Genomic DNA, 24496 nt, shown 5'->3' with positions numbered 1-24496 from the left:
GCTCGACCCTTCGGGCCTCAGCGCACTCGCGGTCTCGTCACGTCGCGCCCCTTGGGGTGTGGGGTGTGGGGTGTTTCGGACATGTGCATGACGTGGCGCAGTGCGGTGAGAATAGAAAGGTCTGGACCAGCGGTCAAGAGGTCTGGACCAGTATGCCGCTCGATGTGCCTCTGGGCCCTAAACGCCCAACTCCTGTGCCAGTACGGCCGCTTGCACCCGGCTGCGCAGATTCAGCTTCCCGAGCAGTCGGCTGACATGGGTTTTCACGGTGGCTTCCGCCATGCCGAGCCGCACCGCAGCCTCGGCGTTCGACAGCCCCTCCCCCAGGCAGGAGAGGACCTCGCGTTCGCGGCGGGTGAGCGTGTCCAGGACGGACGGATCGGCCGCGGGCTCCCGTACCGGCTTGGCGGCGAACTCGGCGATCAGGCGCCGGGTGACCGCCGGGGCGATCAACCCCTCACCCCGGCCCACCGCCCGGACCGCCTCCAGCAGGTCCCTCGCCTCCGTGTTCTTGAGCAGGAACCCGGACGCCCCGGCCCGCAGTGCCCCGAACACGTACTCGTCGAGGTCGAAGGTGGTCAGCACGAGCACGTCGGCCAGCCCCTCCGCGACGACCTGCCGGGTCGCGGACACCCCGTCCAGGCGCGGCATCTGCACGTCCATCAGCACCAGATCCGGCCGGAGTTCACGGGCCAGCGCCACCGCACGCTCGCCGTCGGCGGCCTCGCCGACCACCTCGATGTCGGACGCGCTGCGCAGGATGAGCACGAGCCCGGCACGTACGGCGGACTGGTCCTCGGCGACGAGCACGCGGATCATGGGGGGTCTCCTTCGGTCACGGGGAGTGTGGCCCGCACGGCCCAGATCTTGCCGTCGGGGGAGTCCTCGGGGCCGGCCTCGAAGGTGCCGCCCAGCAGAGCGGTCCGCTCCCGCATGCCGACCAGTCCGGCGCCCGATCCGGGGGCGCGGGGGCTGTCGCGGTCGCCGAAGGGGCTGGTGACCGCGACGGTGAGGGAACGGCCCAGCCGGACCAGCGTCACGGTGACCCGGCCGGGGCAGGCGTGCTTGAGGGCGTTGGTCAGGGACTCCTGGACGATGCGGTACGCCGCGAGTTCCACCGGGGCGGGGACCTGGGCGGGGGCGGCGTCGAGCGTGACGTCGAGCCCGTTGACGCGGGCGCCCTCGACGAGCGCGCCGAGCCCGTCGAGCGTGGGCGCGGCGGAGGGCTCGGTGTCGCCGCTGGAGTCCCGCAGGATCCCGATCAGCCGCCGCATCTCCGCGAGGCCCGCGACGCTGTTCTCCCGGATGACACCGAGGGCCTGCCGGGAGGTGCCCGGATCGTCGAGCGAGAGCGCGGCCGTGGAGTGGATGGCGATCGCGGACAGGTGGTTGGCCACCATGTCGTGCAACTCCCGTGCCATGCGGGCCCGTTCGGCGGCCACGGCCTGGCCGCGGTCCAGTTCGGCGAGCAGCGCGGTCTGCTCGGCGCGCAGCCGGGCGGCCTCGGCGGCGTCACGGTGGTTGCGGACGATCAGGCCGGTGGCCGCGGGACTGAACGACACGATGCCGATGACCACGCCGATCAGCAGGGCCTCAGGGACCCGCCACATCGCGAACGGCACCACGGTGCCCACCACGGCGAGCAGCCCCGTGATCCGCGGGATACGGCGGGCCGACGCGGGCGGACCGTACAGGACGGCCGCGTACATGAGGTCGGTGAACATCAGGACCGTGACCAGGCTGCCCTGGGTGAGGGCGTCCAGGATGATCGCGGCCGTGCCGGTCAGCAGCGCCGTACGCGGGGCGGCCCGGCGCAGCAGCTCACAGCCCGCCATGACGACGAGCGGCACCAGGATGGGCCAGCGCCCCGCCCACTGCACGACCGGATCCTCGGCCGTCCGGATGGCCAGTCCGATCGCCAGCAGCACGAGTCCGCCGAGCAGACCGGACACCGCGATGTACACGTCGAAGCGGTGCGGGCGGGGGAGTCGTACGGCCATGGCCCCATCCAACACGGCGTACGGACCCGGCGCCTGACCCCGGGGGAGGGTCCCGGGCTGCATCTTTCGATGTACCGCGACTTCGTCATCGCCGACGACGAATGCCGCGCGGCCCGCCGGGAGCCTTGAAGGGTGACAGGAGGGAGCGAACCGTGGTCGTCGCGTTGATCATCGCCTGCGAGGTGGGCTTCTGGGTGCTGCTGGCACTGGGCCTCGCCGTGCGCTATCTGCTGAAGTGGCGCCGTACGAGCGTGGTGCTGCTGTTGTGCGAGCCCGTGCTGGAGCTGGTCCTGTTCGTCGCGACGGCGATCGACCTGAAGAACGGTGCCGAGCCGAGCTGGGAGCACGGCCTGGCGGCGCTCTACATCGGCTACACGGTGGCGTTCGGCCACTACACGATCCGCTGGCTCGACGGCCACGCGGCCCACCGCCTGGGCGGCGGCCCGCCCCCGCCGAAGCCGCCGCGCTACGGCCGTGCCCGCGCCCGCCACGAGGCGAAGCTGTGGCTGAGGGCGGTGCTCGGGGGCGCGGTGGCGCTGGCGCTCCTCGAACTCGCCGTCTGGTACGTCGGCGACTCCGGCGACGCCAGTTCCCTGCGCGGCTTCCAGGGGGCGGCCGTGCGCGCGGTCGTCATCTACGGACTGATCACCCTGTCGTACATGATCTGGCCGAGGAAGGACCCGGGGGGCGGGACCGGCGAGGAGCACCGGCTCACGGCGGAAAAGGAGAGTGCCCGTTCATGACCAGAGCGTCGAAGAACCTGCTGGAGGGGGTCGTCACCGGTGCCGTCGGCCTGGCGCTGTGGCTGTTCACGGAGGACGTGGAGGTCCCGGTCGTCACCTTGACGAAGGTCGGAGTGGTGATGATGTGCGTCGGGGGTGCGCAGGCCGTCATGGGCCTGTACCGGTCGGTGCGCGCGCCCGCCGGGGGCCGTTAGCGCCTCAGCGCTCCCCGCCCGGCACCCACAGCACGTCCCCGACCTCCTTGTTCGCCGTCCTGGCCAGGATGAACAGCAGGTCGGACAGGCGGTTGAGGTAGGTCGCGGTGAGCGGGTTCATGGTGTCCCCGTGCACCTCCAGCGCCGCCCACGTCGAGCGCTCGGCCCGCCGTACGACCGTGCACGCCTGGTGCAGCAGGGCCGCGCCGGGTGTGCCGCCGGGGAGGATGAAGGAGCGGAGTTTCTCCAACTCGGCGAGGAAGCGGTCGCAGTCCGCCTCCAGTTTGTCGATGTAGAACTGCTCGACCCGCAGCGGCGGGAACTTCGGGTTCTCGGCGACGGGGGTGGACAGGTCGGCACCGACGTCGAAGAGATCGTTCTGCACGCGGGTCAGGACCTTGACGACCTCCTCGTCCAGACCGCCCAGCGCGATCGCCGTGCCGATCGCCGCGTTCGCCTCGTTGGCGTCGGCGTAGGCGGCGATGCGCAGGTCGGTCTTGGGCACCCGGCTCATGTCACCGAGGTTCGTGGTGCCCTGGTCGCCTGTCCTTGTGTAGATGCGCGTCAGATTGACCATGTGACCACCCTAATCAGGCCCGGCCGTCCGGAACACCCGTGTCCCCACCGTCACGGCCGGCGCCGTGAGCCCCAGGGTGACCAGCACCCCGTACAGCATGGACGCCGTCGTGTACTGGCCCACGTACGCGTCCCGCATCGCAGGAGCACGGACGGCATGGCGACGGCATTGATCGTCGCACCGAACTTCTGGGGTGCGGTGACCTTCATCGCCGGCGCGTACCGCACGCGAGATGGTCATGGGGCGCAAACCGGACGAAGTGTCCCACGAGGTGCTCGGGCTCCTGGACTACATGGAGGGCCTGTTGAGCGAGAAGGTGCTCAACTATGCGGTACGGGAGGCGGGGTGACCGTATGGCGTTCGCCGACGCCGGATGACCCTCGAATGGCCCTGAATTCGGGAGGAATCGGCACTCGGGCCGCCGTGACGGAACCCGTCGGCCGAAGCGTGAGAGCCATCTCACCCCCTGAGACAGTGACACGCGTTACTAACCGGTCACACAGCCCCTCACGAGCGCTAGTGTCCGCCCGAGAAGCAAACATAAAAGCGTGTCAGTCAGGGTCAGCAGGGGAGTCGCGCAGTGACACGGAAGCTCGCCGTCATCGGGGCCGGTCTCATGGGGTCCGGTATCGCCCAGGTCTCCGCCCAGGCGGGCTGGGACGTCGTCCTGCGTGACGTCACCGACGAGGCGCTCACCCGTGGCACCGACGGCATCAAGGCGTCGTACGACAAGTTCGTGGGCAAGGGGAAGCTGGGCGCCGCGGACGCCGAGGCCGCCCTGGGCCGTATCACCGCGACCACCGACCTGGACGCCGTCGGTGACGCCGACATCGTCGTCGAGGCCGTCTTCGAGAAGCTGGAGGTCAAGCACGAGATCTTCCGCGCGCTCGACAAGCTCGTGCGCGACGGGGCAGTGCTCGCCTCCAACACCTCCGCCATCCCGATCACCAAGATCGCGGCGGTGACCGAGCACCCCGAACGGGTCGTCGGTACGCACTTCTTCTCGCCGGTCCCGATGATGCAGCTCTGCGAACTCGTCCGCGGCTACAAGACCAGCGACGAGACCCTCGCCACCGCGCGGGAGTTCGCCGAGTCCGTCGGCAAGACGTGCATCGTCGTCAACCGCGACGTGGCCGGTTTCGTCACCACCCGGCTCATCTCGGCCCTCGTCGTCGAGGCCGCGAAGCTGTACGAGTCGGGCGTGGCCACCGCCGAGGACATCGACCTCGCCTGCAAGTTGGGCTTCGGCCACGCGATGGGACCCCTCGCCACGGCCGACCTCACCGGGGTCGACATCCTGCTGCACGCGACCAGCAACATCTACACCGAGTCCCAGGACGAGAAGTTCGCCCCGCCCGAGTTGATGCGCCGGATGGTTGACGCGGGTGACATCGGCCGGAAGAGCGGGCAGGGGTTCTACACACACTGACGTCACGGGAACCGCATGAGCCCCTCGGGTATCACCCGTTGGGGTGAATTCGGTATCGGTTCGCTTACAGAGGGCAACTTCCGGGGTTCCCGAACCGTCAGAAGTTGCATCAATCAGAAACGACCGGCGTACGAAAGACGCACTCTCGGGGAGCGCATATGTACATCAGGGGCGACCACGCCGAGCTGGTCGTCGGGGGCCGCCTCGACGTACGCAGCGCGGCGGACGCCCGTACGGTCCTGCACTCGGCCATCGACGACGGAGTCGGTGATCTGGTGCTCGACCTGTCAGGGCTGGACTCGTGGGACGCCACGGGACTGGGCGTGATCATGGGGGTCCACCGGCGCGCGGGGCGGTGTGGACGGCGGCTGGTGCTGCGTGAGGTGCCTCCGCAAATGCAACGCCTGTTGGTGGCCACCCGGCTGCACCGGATCCTGGCCATCGAGGGCGGCATCGGAGTGGAGTCGCTGCCCCGCGTGTGACACCGGACCACGACCGGGGCGAATCGGTACGCCACTGAACAGGACGGCCCGGAAGTGAACGGACGTGCGGGAACGCACGTACGGACTCATGTGTGACCCGGTGGACGGGCAGCACCCGGACGTCCCCGGGGCGAAAGGCGCCACACGCGCAATCCTCACGAGACTGTGACGTCTCGGACAGCACGGGACCCTGGCATTCCGTGGATACTGTGCAAAGGTTTAGGGTTCGGCTGCCCGCCGCCCTGACGACCCCGGAGCGGGCACCGGACCAGAAGCGACAGCGCGGTGCGCGGGAGTCCGGGGACAGGACCCAGGCACACCACGCTTCTTGGGGGGCAAAGACCGATGGACCCGATGAACCGGGGACCCGAAGAGCACCGCCATGACGACGGAGACCGGGCGCCGCGTCCGCGGCCGCCACGCGACTCCCTGACGCCGGATTTCGGCCAGCCTGCTCCGGCGCTCGCCCGCACCGTCCAGCTCGTCTCGGGCGACTGTCTGCTCACCGTCAATCCCATCGACGGCAGCGAGGTGGAGAACTGCCCGCCGCGGGAGCGCCTCGGCCGGCCCGAGAAGCACCCGGCCGCCGAGCGGGCGGAGATCGACCGCGCCGCCCGGCCGCCCGTCCCGCCGGGACCCTCCCCCACTCTCGGCTTCTCCCCCACTCTCGATTTCGCTCGAGCGGGGGGACCCCCACGAGCGGGGGGACCCCCACCGCCCCGGCCGTCGCTCCTGGAGCGCGACACCGAGCGTGAACGGCTCGTACGGCTCCTCGCACGCGGCCGGTCGGTCCGCCTCACCGGTCACTCCGGTTCGGGCCGCACGGCGCTCCTCGACCTCGTCGCCGAGGACTGCGGGGACCTTGCCCCGGACGGCGTCGTCCGCCTCTCCGGCTACCGGCGCACCAGCGGCGAGCTGCTCCACGACCTGTTCACCACCGTCTACAAGGCGCCGCTGCACCGCCCGGACCAGGAGCAACTCCTGGACCTCGTCCGGGAGATCGGCGCGGTCGTCGTCGTCGACGACCTGGAGTTCGGCGGCAGCGCGCTCGACGAGCTGCTCGACGCGACCCCCGAGTGCGCCTTCCTGCTCGCCGTCACGCCCGACGTCCCCGCGCCCTCCGCCGACTCACCCCTCGAAGAGATGTTCCTGGGCGGGCTCGACCGTGCCGGCGGGCTGGAACTGCTGGAGCGCGCCGTCGGCCGCGTCCTCACCGAGGAGGAGTCGAACTGGGCGGGCGACCTCTGGTTCGAGTCCGAGGGCCTGCCGCTGCGGTTCATGCAGTCCGGTGCGCTGCTGCGGCAGCGGGACCGGCTGCGCGGCGACGCGGACGCCTTCGACGAGTTCGGCGTCTTCCAGGAGGCCCCGGTCGACGCGCCCTTCGACGCCGGGGACGGCCACGACGTACCGCTGCCGTCCCTCGCGGAGGGCGCCGCACCCGCCGCGCTGCTCGCGTCCCGGCTGAGCGAGTCGGCACGCGCCACGTTGCGGTTCGCGGTCGCGCTCGGCGGCGAGGTGCCGCACCAGGCCCATCTGCCGGCGCTGGTGGGGGACACCCGCGCGGACGCCGCCCTCGCCGAACTGGTGGGCTGCGCCCTGGTGACCCCGGTCGGCTCGCGCTACCGGCTCGTGGCCGGGGTGCAGACCCAGCTGGAGGTCGCCGGGTACGGGGACGACGCGGGTGAGCGGGCCGAGACCGCCGCCCAGCACTACGCCTGGTGGGCCGGGCACCCCTCGGTCACGCCCGAGCGGGTCGCGGCCGAGGCCGACGCCGTGCTCGCCGCGCTGACCGCCGTCGTACCGCTCTCCCCCCCGCTCTCGACTTCACCCCCCGGCGAGGACGAGGAGAGCGCCGCCGTACGGCTGGGCCGGCAGGCCGCGCCCGCGTTCGCCGCTGCCTTGCAGTGGGGCGTCTGGGAGCGGGCGCTGCGGTCCGGCGCCGAGGCGGCCCGGCTCACCGGCGAGGTCGGCGATCAGGCCTACTTCCACCATGAGTTGGGCGTCCTCGCGCTCTGCTCCGGGCAGCTCGACCGGGCCCGCTCCGAGCTGGAGGCGTCCATCGGGCTGCGCGGCGCCCTCGCCGACAAGCGCGGCACGGTCGCGGGCCGGCGCGCGCTGGCGCTGGTCGCCGACCGCTCCGGGGCGACCCCGCCCGGGGGGCGCACGGCGGCGGGGGAGGAGGTGCCGGACGCCCGGCACGAGGAGTCGGCTGCGCCTCCCGGTGGCGTGCCCTCCGGCTTCGTCTCCGGGTACGGCGGCCCGCCCCGGACACCCGGCGACACCTCGACACTGGTCACGAACCAGGCGGGAGCCGGTCCCGCCGGCAAGGGCGGCGTCAAGGGCCGCCTGGTCAGCGGTGCCCGGCGCAACCTGGTGGCCGCCGGCGCGGGCGCGCTGCTCGCGGCCGTGCTCGGCACGGTGGTGACCCTGGGGGCGACCTCCGGCAACAGCGACGACCCCCCGGCCGAGCAGGTCGGCGTCAACCCGTCGGCCAGCACCGGCGTCGACGACGGCGAGCTGGGCGCGGACCGCGTGAGGAAGGGCTCGGGCGACGACCCGGGCGCCGTGTCCGAGCCCACGGACCCCGGCCCGGACGGGACCCTCGGCACAGCGGACGACCCGACGCCCACGCGGAGCGGCTCGCCGTCGGACGAACCGAGTGAGACGGGCGGGCCGGACAAGCCGACGAAGTCCCCGTCCAAGTCGCCCACGAAGTCGCCGTCCAAGCCGCCGTCGCCCACGCCGTCCGAATCGGAGCCGGAGACGGAGTCGCCCAGCGGCTCCCCGACGTCACCGGGCCCGACGCCCAGCCAGTCGGAGTCGTCGGACCCCCCGCCGCAGACCAGCACCTCGGCCAGCGGCCCCGCCTCGAGCCGGCCGGCGGAGACCAGCAGCTCCGCGAGCGCCCCGGACAGCAGCGCCCCCGGCTCGCCGAGCGAAACGGAGAGCGACGCGTCGGTGATCTGACGAACGACCGAGGGCCGGGTCCGCTGGCGGACCCGGCCCTGGAACCAGGGGGCTTCTGGCGGATCTCCGCGGCGTCGCGACGCCCGGCACGCTCCCGCACTGCCTCAAGGGCGTGGGAGGTACCCCCCACTCGCCGCACGGCGCGCAGGGACAGGTGGCTCCGCCACATGACCCTCCGCGCCGCACGCCGAGAGCACGCACCTAACGCCGCTCCTTATTCCACGGAGATCCGTCAGAAGCCCCCGAGGTGCGTCGCCGCTCAGAACAGCCGCAGCTTGTCGTCCTCGATGCCGCGGAGCGCGTCGTAGTCCAGGACCGTGCAGCCGATGCCGCGGTCGGTGGCGAGGACCCGGGCCTGGGGCTTGATCTCCTGGGCCGCGAAGATGCCGCGTACGGGAGCGAGGTGCGGGTCGCGGTTCAACAGCTCCAGGTACCGCGTGAGTTGCTCCACGCCGTCGATCTCGCCGCGCCGCTTGATCTCCACGGCCACGGTCTGCCCGTCGGCGTCCCGGCACAGGATGTCGACGGGGCCGATGGCGGTCATGTACTCGCGGCGGATGAGCGTGTAGCCCTCGCCCAGGGTCTCGATACGGTCGGCGAGCAGCTCCTGGAGGTGCGCTTCCACGCCGTCCTTGATCAGGCCCGGGTCCACGCCCAGATCGTGCGAGGAGTCGTGGAGGACCTCCTCCATGGTGATGATGAGCTTCTCGCCCGCCTTGTTGGTGACGGTCCAGACGCCCGCCGTGCCTTCACCGTCTCCCTCGCCCTCCTTCAGCGCGCAGGGCGGGGACATCCAGTTGAGGGGCTTGTAGGCCCGGTCGTCCGCGTGGATCGAGACGCTGCCGTCCGCCTTCACCAGGATCAGACGGGGGGCTGAGGGGAGATGGGCCGTGAGCCGCCCGGCGTAGTCCACGGAGCAGCGGGCAATGACGAGACGCATGGACGGAAACGCTACTCGACATCCGCCGCCGTACGCGATTCGCCCTCCTCAGAACCCCTTGAGCGACCTGAGTGACCCCGGGGAAGTGCAGGTACACCCCCATGCCGCCCGGCGTGCGCCTCCCGCGCCCGGCGCGTGCCGTCGATCGGCATGTGCCAGAGGCAACCCGATTGCGGCAATGGCTGATTGTGGTCCTAGTGGGAGTTCCCCGTATACCCATTCTCCTGGTGCGGCCCCCGCCCGGTGCTTAACGTATAAACGGGAGGTCGCGGTGCGTGTACGCAGCGTGTTCGATATCGCGAACTCCCTCCCTGTCCGTCAACCCCCGCCCGGGCGGGGGTGCGAGAGGAGAACCCATGTCGCTCGACGTCTCACCGGCCCTACTCGAACAGGCCGAGCGAGGCGAGGTCGACGAAGCCGCCTTCGTCGACTGCGTCCGGACCTCCCTGCCCTACGCATGGGAGATGATCAGTTCTCTGGTGGCCCAGCTGAAGGTCGACGGCGGCGAGTTCGCCGACAACCAGACGCCCCCGCCGGACGAGCAGGCACGTGGCCAGCTGCTGCGTGCGCTCGCGAGCGACGCGATACGCGGCGCGCTGCAACGGCACTTCGGTGTGCGATTGGCCTTCCAGAACTGCCACCGGGTGGCCGTGTTTCCGCTGGACCCCTCAGTGGACGACACGCTGGCTCGCTTCACCTCCGTGCGCAACCAGCTGCTGAACCAGTCACCGGAGCTCCGGGACTGCTGAGGCGGGCTTGCCGCACTGCTTGCCGCTCCGTACGCGGGAGGTGCATTCGTACCGGGGCGGCAAGCTCCCCGCCGGACGCGGCCCTAGGGCCTGTTCTGAGTTCCCCGCCTGCGCCCCGACGCCCGGCATGCTCCCGCACTGCCTCAAGGGCGTGGGAGGTACCCCCACTCGCCGCACGACGCCACAGGACAGGTGGCTCCGCCACATGACCTGCGACGCCGCACGCCGAGGGCACGCACCGGCTGCGGACGTCAGCGGCTCCGCCGCGGGCGCTGCGCCCGCGCTTCGCGCGGACGACGGGGAACTCAGAACAGGCCCTGGCGCGTCCGCTCAGCCGAGGTGGGGGAGCACCTCGGCGCCCAGCCGCCGGACGGTCTCCTCGGTGGCCGCCAGGTCGCCCGAACCCTCGACGAGCAGGGCGAAGCGCGAGATGCCCGTCCGCTCCGACGTCGCGGCCAGCCGGTCCGCGCACAGGCGCGGGGTGCCCACCGGGTGCAGCCCGCAGAGCAGTTCGGTGTACGCCAGGGGGTCGCGCATCGCGCGGGCGCGGCCGTCGACCGTCACATGGGCGTCCAGGCCGTGCTTCAGCCAGCCCGGCATCGCCTTCGTGAGCGCCTCGACGGCGTCCGTCCGCCGGTCCGCGATCTGGCAGACACCGGCCGACACATGGCCGGCAACGGCGATCTCGTCCGCCGAACGGCCCGCCGCACGCGCGTAATTGCGCCACAGTGCGACCATCTCCGCCTTCTCCTCGTCCCCTACGTGCATCCCGAGGAGCATCGGCAGGCCGTGCTCGGCCGCGAGCCGGACGCTCGACGGTGAGGTGCAGGCGACGACGACCTCCGGGCCCGGGACGCCGCTCAGCACCTCCGAGGGCCTGGGGACGACCGGGACCTCACGGAAGGCGAATCGTTCCCCCGACGCCTCCACCGAGGGGTGGCGCAGCCACCGCACCAGCAGATCGAGTGATTCGGGGAACCCCTTCTCGTACGCCTCGATCCCCGCCCCGAAGACCTCCAGGTCCACCCACGGCCCCCCGCGTCCCACCCCCAGCGAGAAGCGGCCGCCGGATGTCACGTGCAGCAGCGCGGCCTGCTCGCCGAGCGCCACCGGGTGGACGGTGGGGAGCACACTGACCGCCGTGCCGACGCGGATCCGCCGGGTGCGCCCGAGCAGGAGCGCGGCGAACGTGACCGCCGACGGACACGTCCCGTACGGCACGAAGTGGTGTTCGGCCAGCCAGACCGCGTCGAGGCCGGCCTCCTCGGTCACCTCGGCCGTCCGGACGGCGCGGTGGAGCGCCTCCCCCTGGCCCTGTCCAGGGAACTGGGCCGCAAGTACAAATGTCCCAACGTGCATCGCGTTTCCTGCTTTCTCGGCGCCCCGACCCGGAGCTCCCCCACCCGGCATAACCCCCTGACACGTGACGAAGACACGGCTTGTCGGCGAGATTTGCGGATTGTCTGCAGAATGCGTCGTGCGGAGGGGAGTCTGTGACGGTTCGTGGAGTACGCGTACCCGTGGTCGGCGCGCGTAGGCTGGACGCGACCCCGTCCCCCTTGTACAGCCCCGTGAGGTGTTCTGTGTCCCCGCGTCGCAATCGACCCAAGGGTGCCGACTCGTCCGGCCGGAGCGCCGACGAGGACCGGGCGGACCGTTACGGCGGCTGGCAGTCGAGCGAGAACTGGCAGGGCGAGGACTGGAGCGTGCGCCATGTGGCCGGGGCGAGCTCCGAGGGAAAGACGTACCGCTGCCCGGGCTGCGACCAGATGATCTCCTCCGGAGTCCCGCACGTGGTGGCCTGGCCGCAGCACGCCGGCGTCGACGACCGCCGCCACTGGCACAAGGCCTGCTGGAACGCGAAGGACCGCCGCACCTCAAGGGTGCAGCGGTCCCGTAACGCGCCACGCTTCTAGGGGGTGAAGTCCGGTGCGGTTGCGCGGTGTTTCACCGGTGGGTTGCCGCCGTTACACGTCCCGCCGCTCCAACAGCACGTACGCGCCCACGATCGCGGCCGCCGTGACACCCACCAGGAGGCCCAGCTGGGCGTTGCCCCCGCCCGCCTCGTTGTCCAGCCCGAAGATCTTGGCGAGGGCGTTGGGGGCGTTGTAGTCCAGCATCTTCTCGCCGATCTTGCGCATGCTGTCGGAGAACAGCAGGAACGCGGGCAGGATCGCGGGCAGCAGAACGACACCGAGCATCGCGGTGATCGCACCCGCGGAGTGCCGCAGCATCGAGCCCACCGCGAGCGAGAGGACGCCCAGCAGCGAGACGTACAGGGCGCCCTTGAGGACCGTGCCGCCCCACTCGTTGCCCGTGGTGTCGCCGTGCAGGCTCTGAGTGAACAGGCCGACCAGCCCGATGGCGAAGGCCGACACGACGAACGCAACCGCGAAGAAGATCAGCAGCTTGGCGGTGAGCACCCGGTGCCGCTGCGGCGAGGCCGTGAACGTCGTACGGATCATGCCCGTGCCGTACTCCGACGAGACCACCAGCACGCCCAGCGTGATGAGGCAGATCTGCCCCAGCACCAGACCGAAGAAGGCCGGGACGGTGAACGGGACGTCCGTGAAGGCCTCGTCCTCCGTCTGCGTCGCGACCAGGAAGCCGATGCCGACGACGAGCAGCAGGAAGATGCCCAGCGTCCACATCGTCGAGCGCACCGACTTGATCTTCGTCCACTCGGAGGCGAGCGCGTGCCCGAGGTGGGTGCGCACGACGGGGATCGGCGACGTGTACGACACTCCGGGCGCCCCCTGCCAGTGGGGAGCGGGCTGCTGGGGCGCGGGAGGCTGGGGCGTGCTCATCGGGCGTCCTCGGGCTTGTTCGGGTCGGCGGGGGCATGTGCGGGCGCGGAGGGCTGTGCGGGCGGCTGCGGGCCCGCGGGGGCCTCGGTGGCGTACGGGTTGGGCTGTCCCGGGGCCGGCGCACCGGGCGCGGGCGGGGCACCGTACGGCCCCGCGGGCGGCTGCCCCTGGGGCATGCCCGGCGGCATCGCGAACGGCTGGCCGCCCTGCTGGGGCGGCGGCGGGGCGTACCACCCCGGCTGGCCCTGCCCCGGCACCGGCGCCGGCGGCTGCGCACCGGGCGGCAGCGGCTGCATCAGCCCTTCCTTCTGGTCGATGGTCGACCGGTAGTCGACGGCGCCCTGCGTCATCCGCATGTACGCCTCCTCCAGCGAGGCCTGGTGCGGCGACAGCTCCCACAGCCGTACGTCGGCGCCGTGCGCGAGATCGCTGATGCGCGGCAGCGGCAGGCCGGTCACGCGCAGCCCACCGTCCGCCTCGGGCAGCACCTGGCCGCCCGCCTCGGTCAGGGCGGCCGTCAGCTTCTCCCGCTGCTGCGGCTCGGTGTCGGGCGTGCGGACCCTTGCGAAGCCCGCCGAGTTCTGCGCGATGAAGTCCTTGACGCTCATGTCCGAGAGCAACTGCCCGCGCCCGATCACGATCAGGTGCTCGGCGGTCAGCGCCATCTCGCTCATGAGGTGGGACGAGACGAAGACGGTCCGTCCCTCCGCCGCGAGCGACTTCATCAGGTTCCGCACCCACAGGATGCCCTCGGGGTCGAGGCCGTTGACCGGCTCGTCGAAGAGCAGCACCTGGGGATCACCGAGCAGCGCGGCGGCGATCCCGAGCCGCTGTCCCATGCCCAGCGAGAACCCCTTGGACCGCTTTTTGGCCACGTCCTGCAGACCCACGACGCCCAGCACCTCGTCCACCCGGCGCGCCGGGATGCCGGACAGCTGCGCGAGGCACAGCAGGTGACTGCGGGCACTGCGCCCGCCGTGCACGGCCTTGGCGTCCAGCAGGGCGCCCACCTGGCGGGCGGCGTTCTGCAGCTTCCGGTACGGGTGGCCGCCGATCGTCACCTGCCCCGAGGTGGGGTTGTCCAGGCCCAGGATCATCCGCATGGTCGTCGACTTGCCCGAGCCGTTCGGCCCGAGGAAGCCGGTGACGGTACCCGGCCGCACCTGGAAGGAAAGGTTGTACACGGCGGTCTTGTCGCCGTAGCGCTTCGTCAGGCCGACTGCCTCGATCATGCTCCGCACCCATCACAAGGTTCAGGACGTCGGGGCGCACGCCCCCCGTAAGGGTTAAGAAGCATATCGGGGTGCTGACGGTTCCCTCCGGGGGTGGAGCGGCTCAGCGTCTGCCGGGTTCTGCCGGTCGCCGTGTGCGAGTTGTGTGTGGCTGGTCGCGCCCACGCGGCGGAGCCGCATATCGACACAGCCCCGCGCCCCTTAAAAGCGCCGGGCGCAACCGAGGCCTTCAGGGGCGCGGGGAACTGCGCTCAACCACGACGGACCCGCAGTCGCCCACCCACACAAACCCGGCAGACGCGAACCCAACCCAGCCGGCGCAGCGCTCACGCATCGCGTCGCCGAAGCAGCACGTACCCTCCCACCAGCGCCGCGAGCACCCACAGCACCATGATCCCCAGACCACCCCACGGCCCGTACGGCGCGGTCTCGCCGGCCCGTGGGACGACCTGCATGATCTTGCTGCCGGCCTGGTCAGGGAGGTAGCGGGCGACCTTCTTGGTCGCCGACACATTGCTGAGGATGTTGGACACCAGGAAGAAGAACGGCATCAGGACGCCCAGCGCCGGCATCGGGCTGCGCAGCATCGCGGCCACGCCCATGGAGAACACGGCGATGAGCGTCATGTAGAGCCCGCCCCCGACGACCGCGCGCAGGACGCCGGGCTCGTCGAGCGACGTACGGTGCTCGCCGAGCATCGACTGCCCGAGGAGGAAGGCGACGAAGCTGGTCGCGAGGCCGACGGCGAACGCGAGCACGGCCGCCACCGCGATCTTGCTGAAGAGAAGTGTGCCGCGCTGCGGGACGGCGGCCAGCGAGGTGCGGATCATGCCGGTGCTGTACTCGTTCGACACCACCAGCACACCGAAGACGATCATCGCGAGCTGACCGAGACTCATCCCCGCGAAGCTCACGTACGTCGGGTCGAAGGCGACCCTCTCCTCCGCGGGCAGGTGCTCCCAGTCGCGGCTCAGCAGCGCCGAGATCAGCATGCCGAGCGCGATCGTGACGACCGCGGCGATCCCGAGTGTCCACACCGTGGACGCCACCGAACGGATCTTGGTCCACTCGGAACGGACGACCTGTACCGACGCCACGTTCAGGCCCCCTTCTTCTGCCAGTCGCTGCCCCACGCCTGCCGCGCGGACGCCGACAGCGCCTCGCCGGAGGCCGGGACGGCGCCCGTGTGCGCGTGGTACTCCACCGACTCCGCCGTCAGCCGCATGAACGCCTCCTCCAGCGAGGCCTGCTGCGGGCTCAGCTCGTGCAGCACGACCTGGTGCTGTGCGGCCAGCTCACCGATCCATTCGGCCTTGCCGCCGTCCACCTCCAGCGCCCCGCCGTCCGCCTCGACCGCCGTGATCCCCGCCCCACCCAGCACGTCCAGCAACCGCTCCCGTTGCGGCGTGCGGATCCGGACGTACGACCGGGAGTTCCGCTCGATGAAGTCCGCCATGGAGGTGTCGGCGAGCAGTCGGCCCTGACCGATGACGACGAGATGGTCGGCGGTCAGCGCCATCTCGCTCATCAGGTGTGAGGAGACGAAGACGGTACGGCCCTGTGCGGCGAGGGATTTCATCAGGGTGCGGATCCAGTGGATGCCCTCGGGGTCGAGCCCGTTGACGGGCTCGTCGAACATCAGGATCCGGGGATCGCCGAGAAGCGCGCCCGCGATACCGAGCCGCTGTCCCATGCCGTACGAGAATCCCTTGGCCTTCTTCCGGGCCACCGCCGTGAGGCCGACGGCGTCGAGGACCTCGGTCACGCGGCTCTTGGGGATGCCGTTGCTCTGTGCGAGGCACAGGAGGTGGTTGTAGGCACTGCGGCCGCCGTGCACGGCCTTCGCGTCGAGGAGCGCGCCGATGTACGTCAGCGGGTCCTTGAGCTGGTCGTAGCGCTTGCCGTCGATCCGCACATCACCCACGGTCGGCCGGTCGAGCCCGAGCATCATCCGCATCGTCGTCGACTTGCCGGCCCCGTTCGGCCCGAGGAACCCGGTCACGATGCCGGGCCGGACGGTGAAGGTGAGGTTGTTGACCGCGACTTTCTCGCCGTAGCGCTTGGTCAGTGCCTCAAGCTCGATCATGGGCTCACGCTAAGACGGGGGTCCGGGGGCCGCCACTTGAGACCCGTCGCCGACGGGCAGCAGCACACGCACGCGACAGGACGCCACAGAACGCCACAGGCCCGCACCGTCCGGGGACGGTGCGGGCCTGTGCTGTCGCTACTGGTTACCGGGACTGCTGCGCCGGAACCCCACGGGTGATCGGCTCGTCCTCGGCCGGCGAACCGGCGGCGGCCACCGCGGCGCCCGTGAGCGTCGCGAGCATCTCGCGGACGTTCGTCAGCTGGGCGTTGATGCTGTCGCGGCGGTTGGTGAGGGCGGCCAGCTCGCGCTCGGATTCCGAACGGATGCGGTCGGCCTTGGCGTTGGCGTCGGCCACGATGTCCTCGGCCTGGCGCTGGGCCGTCTCCACCGTCTGGCGGGCGCGGCGCTCGGCGTCCGTGCGCAGCTTCTCGGCCTCCAGACGGAGCTGCTCGGCGCGGTGCTCGATCTCGGCGAGGCGCTTCTCGGCCTTGGCCTGACGGGACGCCAGGTCGCGCTCGGACTGCTCGCGGCGCTTGGCGAGGTTCGTCTCGAAGTCCGCGGCGGCCTGAGCGGCCTTGGCGCGCGTCTCCTCGAAGAGGGCGTCCGCCTCCTCGCGCTTGGACTGAGCGTCCTTCTGCGCCTCGGACCGCAGCTGGGAGGCCTCGCCCTTGGCCTTCTCGACGATCCGGACGCCCTCGTCCTCGGCCTTGGCCTTGCGCTCCGCAGCGAACGATTCTGCGTCGTTGCGCACCTGCTGGGCCGCCGACTCGGCGAGCTCGCGGTGCTGCTCGGCGGCGCGGCGGGCCTCCTCGCGCAGGTCCTTCGCCTCTTCCTCGGCGAGACGGAGGATCTTCTCGACGCGCGCGCCGAGACCGGCGTACGACGGCTCGGCGTCGGTGACCTGGGCCTGGGCGTTCTGCGTTTCGAGGTGCAGTTCCTCGATGCGCTTTTCCAGAGCTGTGATGCGAGCCAGAGCGCTGTCGCGGTCGGAGACGAGCTTAGAGATGCGTTCGTCCACCTGAGCGCGGTCGTACCCACGCCGCACAAGCTCGAAGCCGTAGGGGGAAGTGTCGCTCATGGGGTTCCTGTCGAATGAGACCGGTGAGGTGATAGGTGGAATCCTAGGGGGCGAAGCGGCGTGTCATCGAGCAGATGCACCGTTTGATCTGGAGAATGACACCCCTTTTGCGTGGCGAACCAGCAGATTACTCACCAGAGACCCTGCGTAGAGGGCTCCGGCACGCTCCGACAAGCACGGATCGGCGCCTCTGGCTAGTTGTCTGACACCTTGCCACCCGATCGGGGTGCGCCCACCGCGGCGCCTGCCTTGACGCCGCCGTCCTTGCCGCTCGACGGGGCCTCAAAAGACTCCAACGCCTCCAGGACGTCCTGGACACGGGAGATCTCCGCATTGATGTCCTCGCGGCGCCGCACCAGGACCTCCAGCTCGCGCTTGCCCTCCTCGACGGTGGCCCGCGCCTCGCGGATCGCCTCGGCCTTGAGCTCCTCGGCCTCCCGGACGAGCGTGTTCTTCTTCTGCTCGGCCTCCTTCAGGAGCCCCTCGGCCTTCTTGACGGCTGCGATACGCACCTTGCCCGCCTCGGAGTTGGCATCCGAGACCAGTTCCTTGGCCTTCGCCCGGGCCTTCTCCAACTGCTCCTCGGCCGCCTTGATGAGCGCGTCGCACCGGTCGCCCGCGGCCCTCATCGTCTCGGCCGACTCGCGGCGGGCCCGCTCGTGCAGTGCCTCGATCTCGCCCGTGATGCGGTCGCGCAGCTCCTCCGCGCGCTCTCTTATCGCGGTGGCGTCCCGGCGCGCGCCGACCAGCAGCTCGTCCGCGTCCCTACGGGCCCGCTCCACCCGCGAGTTGCCCTCCCGGGTCGCCTCCGAGACCAGGCGGTCGGCCTCCGTACGCGCCGCGCCGACCATGGTGTCGGCCTGCGCCTCGGCGTCCGCGGTGGTCTTGTGCGCGGTCGTCTGCGCCTCGGAGATCAGCTTGTCGGCCTCGGCGGCCGTCTCCGTGATCAGCTTGTCGACCTGCTCGGCCGCCTCGGATCGCCGCTTGTTGGCGTCCCTGCGGGTCTCGTCCAGCAGCCGGTCGGCCTCATCGCGCCCGGCCGTCGTGAGCCGCTCGGCCTCGGCCTCCGCGTCGGCCCTGACGCGCTCGGCCTCGGCGCGCACACGCTCGGAGTGCTGCTGCGCGGAACCGACCGTCTCGGCCGCCTCGGCGCGCAGCCGCTCGGCCTCGCCGGTCGCGTCCGAGAGGAGCTTGTCGGCCTTCGCGACGGAATCCGCGCGCCGCCGCTCGACCTCCGCGGCCGTCTCGTTGGTGAGCCGCTCCGCCTCGGCCGTCACCTCGGTGATGAGGGTGTCGGCCTGGGTGGCCGCGTCCGAGCGGATCCGGTTCGCGTCCTCGCGGGCCTCCGCGCGGGCGCGTGAAGCGTCCTGCTCGGCGGCCGCGACGGTGTCCGACGCCTCGGTGCGTACGCGCTGGGCGTGCTCGGCCGCGTCGGCGCGCAGCCGCTCGGCCTCCGCGATCGCCTCCGAAACCGTGCGGTCCGCGAGCGACTTGGCGGCATCCGACTCCGCCGCCGCCTCGCGCCGGATCCGGGCCGCGTCCTCGCTGGCCCGCTCCCGCTCGGCGTACGCGTCGCCGCGGACCCGGTCCGACTCCTCCTCCGCCTCCCGCCGCATACGGTCCGCCACATGCTCGGCGGCGTTGCGCAGCCCGGCGATCTCCTCCTGGGCCTGCTCGTGCAGCCCGACCACGGAGTCACGCACCTGCTGGGCGTGCTGCTCGGCGGCCGACACCATCTCGGTGGCGCGCCGGTCGGCCTCCTCGATCAGCCGCAGCGCCTCGGCCTCGGCCTCCTCCACGCGCTTGCGCGCCGAGGCCAGCAGCTCCTCGCTCTGCTCACGGGCCCGCTCGCGCTCCTGGTCGGCCTCCTGCCGGGCGGCGCCGAGGAGTTCCTCCGCCTCGCGGCGGCGCCGGGCGGCCTCCTCCTGTGCGGCGGCCAGCGTCTCGGCGCTCTCGGTGGCCAGTCGCTCGGCCGCGGCCAGCGCCTCGGCCCGCACCCGGTCGGCGGTGTCCTGCGCCTCCGACTTCAGCCGCTCCGCCTCGGCCGCGGCCTCCGACCGCAGGCGTACGGCGATGGACTCGCCCTCGGCCCGGGACGCGGACGCGTCGGAGGCGGCCTCGTCGCGCACCCGCTCGGCCTCGGCCTCGGCCTGCGCCTGGAGCGTACGAATCCGCTCGGCGGCCTCGGCACGGAGCCGGTCGATCTCCTCGGCGGCCTCACGGCGGATCCGCTCCGCCTCCGCGCGGGCGTCGCTGAGCGCCTGCTCCGCCGATGTGAGCCGCTGTTCGGCCTCGGAGTGCAGCCGGTTCAGCTCGTCGGCGGCCTCCGCCTCGCGGGACGCGACCGCGCGCTCGGTCTCCTCACGCAGCTCACGGGCCGCGCGCTCGGCCTCTTCCTTGGTGGCCTCGGACTGCTCGACGGCCTCGGCACGGTGCCGCTCGGCCTCCTTGCGGGTCCGGTCCAGGGTGTCCTCGGCCTGGCGGCGCAGCGTCGAGGCGCGCTCGATGGCCTCCGTGCGGACCTTCTCGCTGTCCGTCGTCGCCGACGCCCGCAGTTCGTCCGCGTCCGCCTTCGCCTTGGCGAGCAGCTCCTCGGCGGTCCTGGCTGCTTCCTCGATCTGCTGGACGGCCTCGCGGCGTGCCTCGGAGCGGATGCGCTCGCCCTCGGCGACCCCGTCGGCGCGCAGCTGCTCGGCCTCGCCGCGCAGCCGGCGCGCCTCCTCCTGCAACTCGACCGTCTTGGCGCGGTACTCCTCGGTGTCGTCCTTCGCCGCGCCCTTGAGCTGCTCGGCGAGGTCGAGCGCCTCGCCGCGCAGCCGGTCCGCCTCGGCCTCGGCCTCCCGGCGGATCCGCTCGGCCTCCTCGGAGGCCGCCTTGGTGGTGTTCCTGGCGTCCTCCGACGCCTTGTTGAGGACGTCCTCGGCGGTCTTCGCCGTCTTGGCGAGCTGGGAGGCGGATTCCTCCGCGGTGATGCTGCGCGCCTTCTCGGACGCCTCGGCGACGATTTTCTCGGCCTCGGCCCGGGCGTCCGCGATGACTTCCTCGGCGGTCGCCTTGGTGCTCTCGGCCTCCTTCGTGGCTTCCTGGACCAGACGGGCGACCTGTTCCTTTGCCGTCCGAGTGCGCTGCTCGTTCGTCGACTCGGCGTTCGCCAGGGCCTTGGCCGCGGCCTCCTTGGCCTCGGCGACCACCTTGTCGGCCTCGGTGCGGGCCTTCTGCAGCGCCGTCTCGGCCTCGGCCATGCGCTGCCCGGCGGCCCGGCTCAGTTCGGTGGCCTGGCGGCGTGCGCTGTCCGACTCGGTCGCGGAGCTGGAACGCAGCTGCTCGGCGTGCTCGGTGGCCTCCTGGGCCTGCGTGGAGGCGGCGTTCAGCAGACGCTCGGCGTCCGTGCGGGCCCGGCGCAGGATCTGGTCGGCCTCGGCACGGGCCGACTCCGCCTCGTCCTGGAGCCGCTGACGGGCCTCGCTCGCGACCCGCTCGGCCTCGGTACGGGCCGTGGCGAGCGCCTGGTCGGCCTCGGTACGGGACTGGTCCAGCAGACGGCGGGCCTGCTGCTCGGTGCGAGCGCGCAGCTGCTCCGCCCAGGACACGTTCTCGTTGACGTGCGACTCGACGGTCTGACGGCGCTCGGAGAGCTCCTGGTCGAGCTGCTGGCGGCGCGACACGGCCTCGGCGTGCAGTTCGGCCTGGAGGCGGGCGGCCTGCTCGGCGTGCTCCTGGAGGAGGCGCTGGGTCTGCGCGCGTGCCTGGCTCAGCTCGCGCTCGGCCTCGGAGCGCAGCTGGTCGGCCTGCATCTGGGCCTGACGGAGCATCTGGTCGGCCTGGTAGCCGATGTCGGACCCGTCGAACGAGGGTCGGGACATGATGGTGCGGCGCGCCTCGTGAAGCTTGGCGCGCAGCACCTCGACCTGGTAGCCGAGGTCCTCGGCGTGCTGGATCGCCTTTTCCCGCTCGGTCTTCAGCCGCTCCATCTCGGCCTCGAACCGAGAGAGGTGGTCGACGTCAGCCGCCGGCTCTCGCTCCTGGCGTTCGTAGCCCCGCACTCCGCGGTCCCATCCGTCCCCTGGTCGCAAGCTTCTCCAAACGAGCTCCGTCCAACCGCCGAACGGGGCCCCCGGGGAATGGTGTCAGATCAACGGCGGAGCGCGGGCTGCCGCCCTAACCCTCGTCCCCCGAAACCTGGACCCCGGCCCTCGGATCCCGTCGTCGGAAGGCGGCAGAATCCGGGCCGCCTCCTCACAAGGCGACGGCCGAGACCAACCCTACCGGCCCCTATGTACGGGGGTCAGTGCTCAGGTGACTCAACCGGCGCCGAAGTGACCAGTTCTGTCAGTACTCCATGGCAATCCTTCGGGTGCAGGAACGTGATCCGTGACCCCATGGAACCGCGCCGGGGCTCGTCGTACAGGACGCGCACGCCCCGGTCGCGGATCTCGGCGGCGTCCCCGTCCACGTCTGCCGTACCGAACGCGATGTGGTGGACCCCCTCACCGTTCTTGGCCAGCCACTTCGCGACGGTGGAGTCCTCCCTGGTCGGCTCCAGGAGCTGGAGGTACGACGCTCCGCCGTCGTCCGTGCCGCTGATCCTGATCATGGCCTCGCGTACGCCCTGCTCCTCGTTGACCTCGGTGTGGAACACCTCGAAGCCGTACGTGGCCCGGTAGAACTCGACAGTCGCGTCGAGGTCGAAACAAGCGATCCCGATGTGGTCGATTCGCGTCAGCATGGTCTCAGTGCACCGCTACCGACGTGGTTACGCAACGTGCGCGCGATCACACCGACGGCCAGATGACGCGATGGCCTACCGCTCAGTACATTCGAAGTAAACCCTCGTTCACTCCTCGGCTGTGAAGCCGGAAGGGGATCGCACCTCATGACTGGAACGAACGGCAACACATCGGTGATCGTCGCGGGCGCGCGTACGCCCATGGGGCGGTTGCTCGGTTCGCTGAAGTCCTTCTCCGGAGCCGACCTCGGCGGCTTCGCGATCAAGGCCGCCCTCGACCGTGCGGGGATCGGTGGCGACCAGGTGCAGTACGTGATCATGGGCCAGGTGCTGCAGGCCGGGGCGGGGCAGATCCCGGCGCGCCAGGCCGCGGTCAAGGCGGGCATCCCGATGAACGTCCCGGCGCTCACCATCAACAAGGTGTGCCTGTCGGGCCTCGACGCCATCGCTCTCGCGGACCAGTTGATCCGCGCGGGTGAGTTCGACGTGATCGTCGCGGGTGGCCAGGAGTCCATGACGAACGCCCCCCACCTGCTGCCCAAGTCCCGCGAGGGCTACAAGTACGGTGCGGTCGAGATGCTCGACGCGATGGCCCACGACGGGCTGACCGACTCCTTCGAGAACATCGCCATGGGCGAGTCGACGGAGAAGTACAACACGAAGCTGGGCATCGGCAGGGCCGAGCAGGACGAGATCGCGGCCCTCTCGCACCAGCGTGCGGCGGCCGCGCAGAAGAACGGTGTCTTCGAGGCGGAGATCACACCCGTCGAGATCCCGCAGCGCAAGGGCGAGCCGGTCGTTTTCAGCCAGGATGAGGGCATCCGCGGCGAGACGACGGCCGAGTCGCTGGGCAAGCTGCGTCCGGCTTTCGCCAAGGACGGGACCATCACGGCGGGCTCCGCCTCCCAGATCTCGGACGGTGCGGCGGCCGTGGTCGTGATGAGCAGGGCCAAGGCGGAGGAGCTCGGCCTGGAGTGGATCGCGGAGATCGGCGCGCACGGCAACGTGGCGGGACCGGACAACTCCCTGCAGTCGCAGCCGTCGAACGCGATCACGCATGCCCTCAAGAAGGAGGGCGTCGAGGTCGCGGATCTCGACCTGATCGAGATCAACGAGGCCTTCGCCGCGGTCGCCGTCCAGTCAATGAAGGACCTCGGAGTGTCCACGGAAAGGGTGAACGTCAACGGTGGCGCGATCGCCCTCGGCCATCCCATCGGCATGTCCGGCGCCCGTCTGGTCCTCCACCTGGCGCTGGAGCTGCAGCGGCGGGGCGGTGGCGTGGGCGCGGCCGCGCTGTGCGGTGGCGGTGGGCAGGGGGACGCGCTGATCGTGCGGGTACCGAAGGCGTGAGGGCGGCGCGGTACGTCAACCGCGGATAAACGCTGACCTCGCTGGCCTCTCTGACCTCGCTGGTCTCTCTGACCGCTTTGGATTCTCCGGATCTCACCGACCCGGACTCGGACTCGGACTCGCTGAACGGGAGCTGTGATGCAGGACGTCCCCACACTGGTAGCCCAGGCCAGGGAAGGCCGGCCGCGGGCCGTGGCCAGGCTGATCTCGCTGGTGGAGGGGGCGTCCCCGCAGCTCCGTGAGGTCATGGCGGCGCTGGCGCCCCTGACGGGCGGGGCGTACGTGGTGGGCCTGACCGGCTCTCCGGGTGTCGGCAAGTCGACATCGACGTCCGCGCTGGTGACGGCGTACCGGAAGCAGGGCAAGCGGGTCGGGGTCCTGGCCGTGGACCCGTCGTCGCCCTTCTCGGGCGGCGCGCTGCTGGGTGACCGCGTCCGTATGTCGGAGCACGCGTCCGACCCGGGCGTGTACATCCGCTCCATGGCCACGCGCGGTCACCTCGGCGGGCTGGCCTGGGCGGCGCCGCAGGCGATCCGCGTCCTGGACGCGGCGGGCTGCGACGTGATCCTCGTCGAGACGGTCGGCGTGGGCCAGTCGGAGGTGGAGATCGCGTCCCAGGCGGACACGTCGGTCGTGCTCCTGGCACCGGGCATGGGCGACGGCATCCAGGCGGCGAAGGCCGGGATCCTGGAGATCGGTGACGTGTACGTGGTCAACAAGGCCGACCGTGACGGTGCCGATGCGACGGCCCGTGAGTTGAACCACATGCTCGGGCTCGGCGAGTCGCGCGGTCCCGGTGACTGGCGGCCGCCGATCGTGAAGACGGTCGCGGTGCGGGGTGAGGGCCTCGACGAGGTCGTCGAGGCCCTGGAGAAGCACCGGGCCTGGATGGAGGAGCGGGGGGTGCTCGAGGAGCGGCGCCTGTCCCGCGCCTCCCGCGAGGTCGAGACCATAGCGGTGACGGCCCTGCGGGAGCGGATCGGCGACCTGCACGGTGACCGTCACCTGGGCGCGCTGGCGGAGCGGATCGTGGCGGGCGAGCTGGATCCGTACCGGGCGGCGGACGAGCTGGTGGCGGGCCTGACGGAGGGCTGAGCAGGGGGTGTTTTCGCCCCCGCCGCCCCTACCCGTCC

Annotated in this window: 21 protein-coding genes and 2 pseudogenes; 10 read left to right on the top strand and 13 right to left on the bottom strand. The window is 71.3% G+C overall.

Annotated elements, in window-relative coordinates:
* Positions 1 to 177 precede the first annotated feature (177 nt).
* Positions 178 to 819, bottom strand: coding sequence for a response regulator (locus FPZ41_RS13365; RefSeq protein ID WP_152862306.1), 642 nt, complete (start codon positions 817 to 819; stop codon positions 178 to 180).
* A complete protein-coding gene (locus tag FPZ41_RS13360) occupies positions 816 to 2000 on the bottom strand; it encodes a sensor histidine kinase (RefSeq protein ID WP_152862304.1) in 1185 nt (394 codons plus the stop codon). The genes FPZ41_RS13365 and FPZ41_RS13360 overlap by 4 nt, the downstream gene beginning before the upstream one ends.
* Positions 2001 to 2152: 152 nt before the next feature.
* On the opposite strand from FPZ41_RS13360, the gene FPZ41_RS13355 reads away from it, so the two are divergent.
* Positions 2153 to 2743, top strand: a complete 591-nt coding sequence (locus tag FPZ41_RS13355; protein WP_322620187.1) for a hypothetical protein — start codon at positions 2153 to 2155, stop codon at positions 2741 to 2743.
* Positions 2740 to 2937 carry a DUF5708 family protein gene (locus FPZ41_RS13350; RefSeq protein WP_152862300.1) on the top strand — a complete coding sequence of 66 codons (198 nt, stop codon included), beginning with the start codon at positions 2740 to 2742 and terminating at the stop codon, positions 2935 to 2937. Before FPZ41_RS13355 ends, FPZ41_RS13350 begins: the two co-directional genes overlap by 4 nt.
* Before the next feature lie 4 nt (positions 2938 to 2941).
* Here FPZ41_RS13350 and FPZ41_RS13345 read toward each other — a convergent pair whose 3' ends face one another.
* Together FPZ41_RS13345 and FPZ41_RS13340 are read right to left on the bottom strand one after the other, a co-directional pair.
* Positions 2942 to 3514, bottom strand: a complete 573-nt coding sequence (locus FPZ41_RS13345) for a cob(I)yrinic acid a,c-diamide adenosyltransferase (RefSeq protein WP_152862298.1) — start codon at positions 3512 to 3514, stop codon at positions 2942 to 2944.
* Positions 3515 to 3523: 9 nt separating this feature from the next.
* Positions 3524 to 3735, bottom strand: a pseudogene (locus tag FPZ41_RS13340) (ABC transporter permease); the annotation flags it as partial.
* A gap of 5 nt (positions 3736 to 3740) precedes the next feature.
* On the opposite strand from FPZ41_RS13340, the pseudogene FPZ41_RS13335 reads away from it, so the two are divergent.
* The 4 genes and pseudogenes from FPZ41_RS13335 to FPZ41_RS13320 all read left to right on the top strand — a co-directional run.
* Positions 3741 to 3863: pseudogene (locus FPZ41_RS13335) on the top strand (TetR/AcrR family transcriptional regulator); the annotation flags it as partial.
* A 231-nt stretch (positions 3864 to 4094) separates the two neighbouring features.
* Entirely contained in the window at positions 4095 to 4943 is an 849-nt protein-coding gene (locus FPZ41_RS13330; protein WP_322620186.1) for a 3-hydroxyacyl-CoA dehydrogenase family protein, read from the top strand.
* A 158-nt stretch (positions 4944 to 5101) separates the two neighbouring features.
* On the top strand, positions 5102 to 5425 hold the full coding sequence (locus tag FPZ41_RS13325; RefSeq protein WP_131559056.1) for an STAS domain-containing protein: 324 nt from the start codon (positions 5102 to 5104) through the stop codon (positions 5423 to 5425).
* A 345-nt stretch (positions 5426 to 5770) separates the two neighbouring features.
* A complete protein-coding gene (locus FPZ41_RS13320) occupies positions 5771 to 8392 on the top strand; it encodes an ATP-binding protein (protein ID WP_152862296.1) in 2622 nt (873 codons plus the stop codon).
* A 259-nt stretch (positions 8393 to 8651) separates the two neighbouring features.
* On the opposite strand, the gene nucS is transcribed toward FPZ41_RS13320, so the two are convergent.
* On the bottom strand, positions 8652 to 9332 hold the full coding sequence (nucS, locus tag FPZ41_RS13315; RefSeq protein ID WP_152862294.1) for an endonuclease NucS: 681 nt from the start codon (positions 9330 to 9332) through the stop codon (positions 8652 to 8654).
* A 356-nt stretch (positions 9333 to 9688) separates the two neighbouring features.
* Between nucS and FPZ41_RS13310 the strand changes: the two genes are divergently transcribed.
* Positions 9689 to 10081, top strand: coding sequence for an SCO5389 family protein (locus FPZ41_RS13310; RefSeq protein WP_131559062.1), 393 nt, complete (start codon positions 9689 to 9691; stop codon positions 10079 to 10081).
* 330 nt (positions 10082 to 10411) lie between these two features.
* On the opposite strand, the gene FPZ41_RS13305 is transcribed toward FPZ41_RS13310, so the two are convergent.
* On the bottom strand, positions 10412 to 11440 hold the full coding sequence (locus FPZ41_RS13305) for an LLM class flavin-dependent oxidoreductase (RefSeq protein ID WP_131559064.1): 1029 nt from the start codon (positions 11438 to 11440) through the stop codon (positions 10412 to 10414).
* 224 nt (positions 11441 to 11664) lie between these two features.
* Here FPZ41_RS13305 and FPZ41_RS13300 point away from each other — a divergent pair, with 224 nt between their 5' ends.
* On the top strand, positions 11665 to 11997 hold the full coding sequence (locus tag FPZ41_RS13300; RefSeq protein WP_322620185.1) for an ATP/GTP-binding protein: 333 nt from the start codon (positions 11665 to 11667) through the stop codon (positions 11995 to 11997).
* Positions 11998 to 12048: 51 nt separating this feature from the next.
* Here FPZ41_RS13300 and FPZ41_RS13295 read toward each other — a convergent pair whose 3' ends face one another.
* The 7 genes from FPZ41_RS13295 to mce all read right to left on the bottom strand — a co-directional run bounded on the left by FPZ41_RS13295 (position 12049) and on the right by mce (position 22013).
* Positions 12049 to 12888, bottom strand: a complete 840-nt coding sequence (locus tag FPZ41_RS13295) for an ABC transporter permease (RefSeq protein ID WP_152862290.1) — start codon at positions 12886 to 12888, stop codon at positions 12049 to 12051.
* A complete protein-coding gene (locus tag FPZ41_RS13290) occupies positions 12885 to 14120 on the bottom strand; it encodes an ABC transporter ATP-binding protein (protein WP_152862288.1) in 1236 nt (411 codons plus the stop codon). The genes FPZ41_RS13295 and FPZ41_RS13290 overlap by 4 nt, the downstream gene beginning before the upstream one ends.
* 326 nt (positions 14121 to 14446) lie before the next feature.
* Entirely contained in the window at positions 14447 to 15217 is a 771-nt protein-coding gene (locus FPZ41_RS13285; RefSeq protein ID WP_322620184.1) for an ABC transporter permease, read from the bottom strand.
* Positions 15218 to 15219: 2 nt separating this feature from the next.
* Complete coding sequence (locus tag FPZ41_RS13280) at positions 15220 to 16206, bottom strand: ATP-binding cassette domain-containing protein (RefSeq protein WP_228022707.1); 987 nt, start codon at positions 16204 to 16206, stop codon at positions 15220 to 15222.
* A gap of 145 nt (positions 16207 to 16351) precedes the next feature.
* Entirely contained in the window at positions 16352 to 17287 is a 936-nt protein-coding gene (locus FPZ41_RS13275; protein ID WP_131570376.1) for a coiled-coil domain-containing protein, read from the bottom strand.
* Between the two features lie 194 nt (positions 17288 to 17481).
* Positions 17482 to 21330: a polarized growth protein Scy gene (scy, locus tag FPZ41_RS13270; RefSeq protein WP_322620183.1), complete on the bottom strand. Its 3849-nt coding sequence runs from the start codon at positions 21328 to 21330 to the stop codon at positions 17482 to 17484.
* Between the two features lie 242 nt (positions 21331 to 21572).
* Positions 21573 to 22013, bottom strand: a complete 441-nt coding sequence (mce, locus tag FPZ41_RS13265; protein ID WP_152862284.1) for a methylmalonyl-CoA epimerase — start codon at positions 22011 to 22013, stop codon at positions 21573 to 21575.
* A gap of 147 nt (positions 22014 to 22160) precedes the next feature.
* Here mce and FPZ41_RS13260 point away from each other — a divergent pair, with 147 nt between their 5' ends.
* Both FPZ41_RS13260 and meaB read left to right on the top strand, forming a co-directional pair.
* Positions 22161 to 23363: an acetyl-CoA C-acetyltransferase gene (locus tag FPZ41_RS13260; RefSeq protein ID WP_152862282.1), complete on the top strand. Its 1203-nt coding sequence runs from the start codon at positions 22161 to 22163 to the stop codon at positions 23361 to 23363.
* Positions 23364 to 23501: 138 nt separating this feature from the next.
* Positions 23502 to 24458 (top strand): methylmalonyl Co-A mutase-associated GTPase MeaB, encoded by a 957-nt coding sequence (gene meaB / locus FPZ41_RS13255; RefSeq protein WP_152862280.1) that lies wholly within the window; start codon positions 23502 to 23504, stop codon positions 24456 to 24458.
* Positions 24459 to 24496 lie beyond the last annotated feature (38 nt).

It is taken from the genome of Streptomyces acidicola, assembly GCF_009377235.1.
GTDB lineage: Bacteria > Actinomycetota > Actinomycetes > Streptomycetales > Streptomycetaceae > Streptomyces > Streptomyces acidicola.
The sequence above is the reverse complement of the archived record's forward strand: the minus strand, read 5'-3'. Positions and strand labels throughout refer to the sequence as shown.

Excerpts from the sequence above, each read along its gene's own strand:
- FPZ41_RS13325 (WP_131559056.1), top strand. The coding sequence starts at position 5,102 with ATGTACATCAGGGGCGACCACGCCGAGCTGGTCGTCGGGGGCCGCCTC.
- FPZ41_RS13350 (WP_152862300.1), top strand. The coding sequence starts at position 2,740 with ATGACCAGAGCGTCGAAGAACCTGCTGGAGGGGGTCGTCACCGGTGCC.
- FPZ41_RS13280 (WP_228022707.1), bottom strand. The coding sequence starts at position 16,206 with ATGATCGAGCTTGAGGCACTGACCAAGCGCTACGGCGAGAAAGTCGCG.
- FPZ41_RS13365 (WP_152862306.1), bottom strand. The coding sequence starts at position 819 with ATGATCCGCGTGCTCGTCGCCGAGGACCAGTCCGCCGTACGTGCCGGG.
- FPZ41_RS13345 (WP_152862298.1), bottom strand. The coding sequence starts at position 3,514 with ATGGTCAATCTGACGCGCATCTACACAAGGACAGGCGACCAGGGCACC.
- FPZ41_RS13260 (WP_152862282.1), top strand. The coding sequence starts at position 22,161 with ATGACTGGAACGAACGGCAACACATCGGTGATCGTCGCGGGCGCGCGT.
- mce (WP_152862284.1), bottom strand. The coding sequence starts at position 22,013 with ATGCTGACGCGAATCGACCACATCGGGATCGCTTGTTTCGACCTCGAC.
- meaB (WP_152862280.1), top strand. The coding sequence starts at position 23,502 with ATGCAGGACGTCCCCACACTGGTAGCCCAGGCCAGGGAAGGCCGGCCG.
- FPZ41_RS13360 (WP_152862304.1), bottom strand. The coding sequence starts at position 2,000 with ATGGCCGTACGACTCCCCCGCCCGCACCGCTTCGACGTGTACATCGCG.
- FPZ41_RS13320 (WP_152862296.1), top strand. The coding sequence starts at position 5,771 with ATGGACCCGATGAACCGGGGACCCGAAGAGCACCGCCATGACGACGGA.
- FPZ41_RS13305 (WP_131559064.1), bottom strand. The coding sequence starts at position 11,440 with ATGCACGTTGGGACATTTGTACTTGCGGCCCAGTTCCCTGGACAGGGC.
- nucS (WP_152862294.1), bottom strand. The coding sequence starts at position 9,332 with ATGCGTCTCGTCATTGCCCGCTGCTCCGTGGACTACGCCGGGCGGCTC.
- FPZ41_RS13275 (WP_131570376.1), bottom strand. The coding sequence starts at position 17,287 with ATGAGCGACACTTCCCCCTACGGCTTCGAGCTTGTGCGGCGTGGGTAC.
- FPZ41_RS13295 (WP_152862290.1), bottom strand. The coding sequence starts at position 12,888 with ATGAGCACGCCCCAGCCTCCCGCGCCCCAGCAGCCCGCTCCCCACTGG.
- FPZ41_RS13310 (WP_131559062.1), top strand. The coding sequence starts at position 9,689 with ATGTCGCTCGACGTCTCACCGGCCCTACTCGAACAGGCCGAGCGAGGC.
- FPZ41_RS13290 (WP_152862288.1), bottom strand. The coding sequence starts at position 14,120 with ATGATCGAGGCAGTCGGCCTGACGAAGCGCTACGGCGACAAGACCGCC.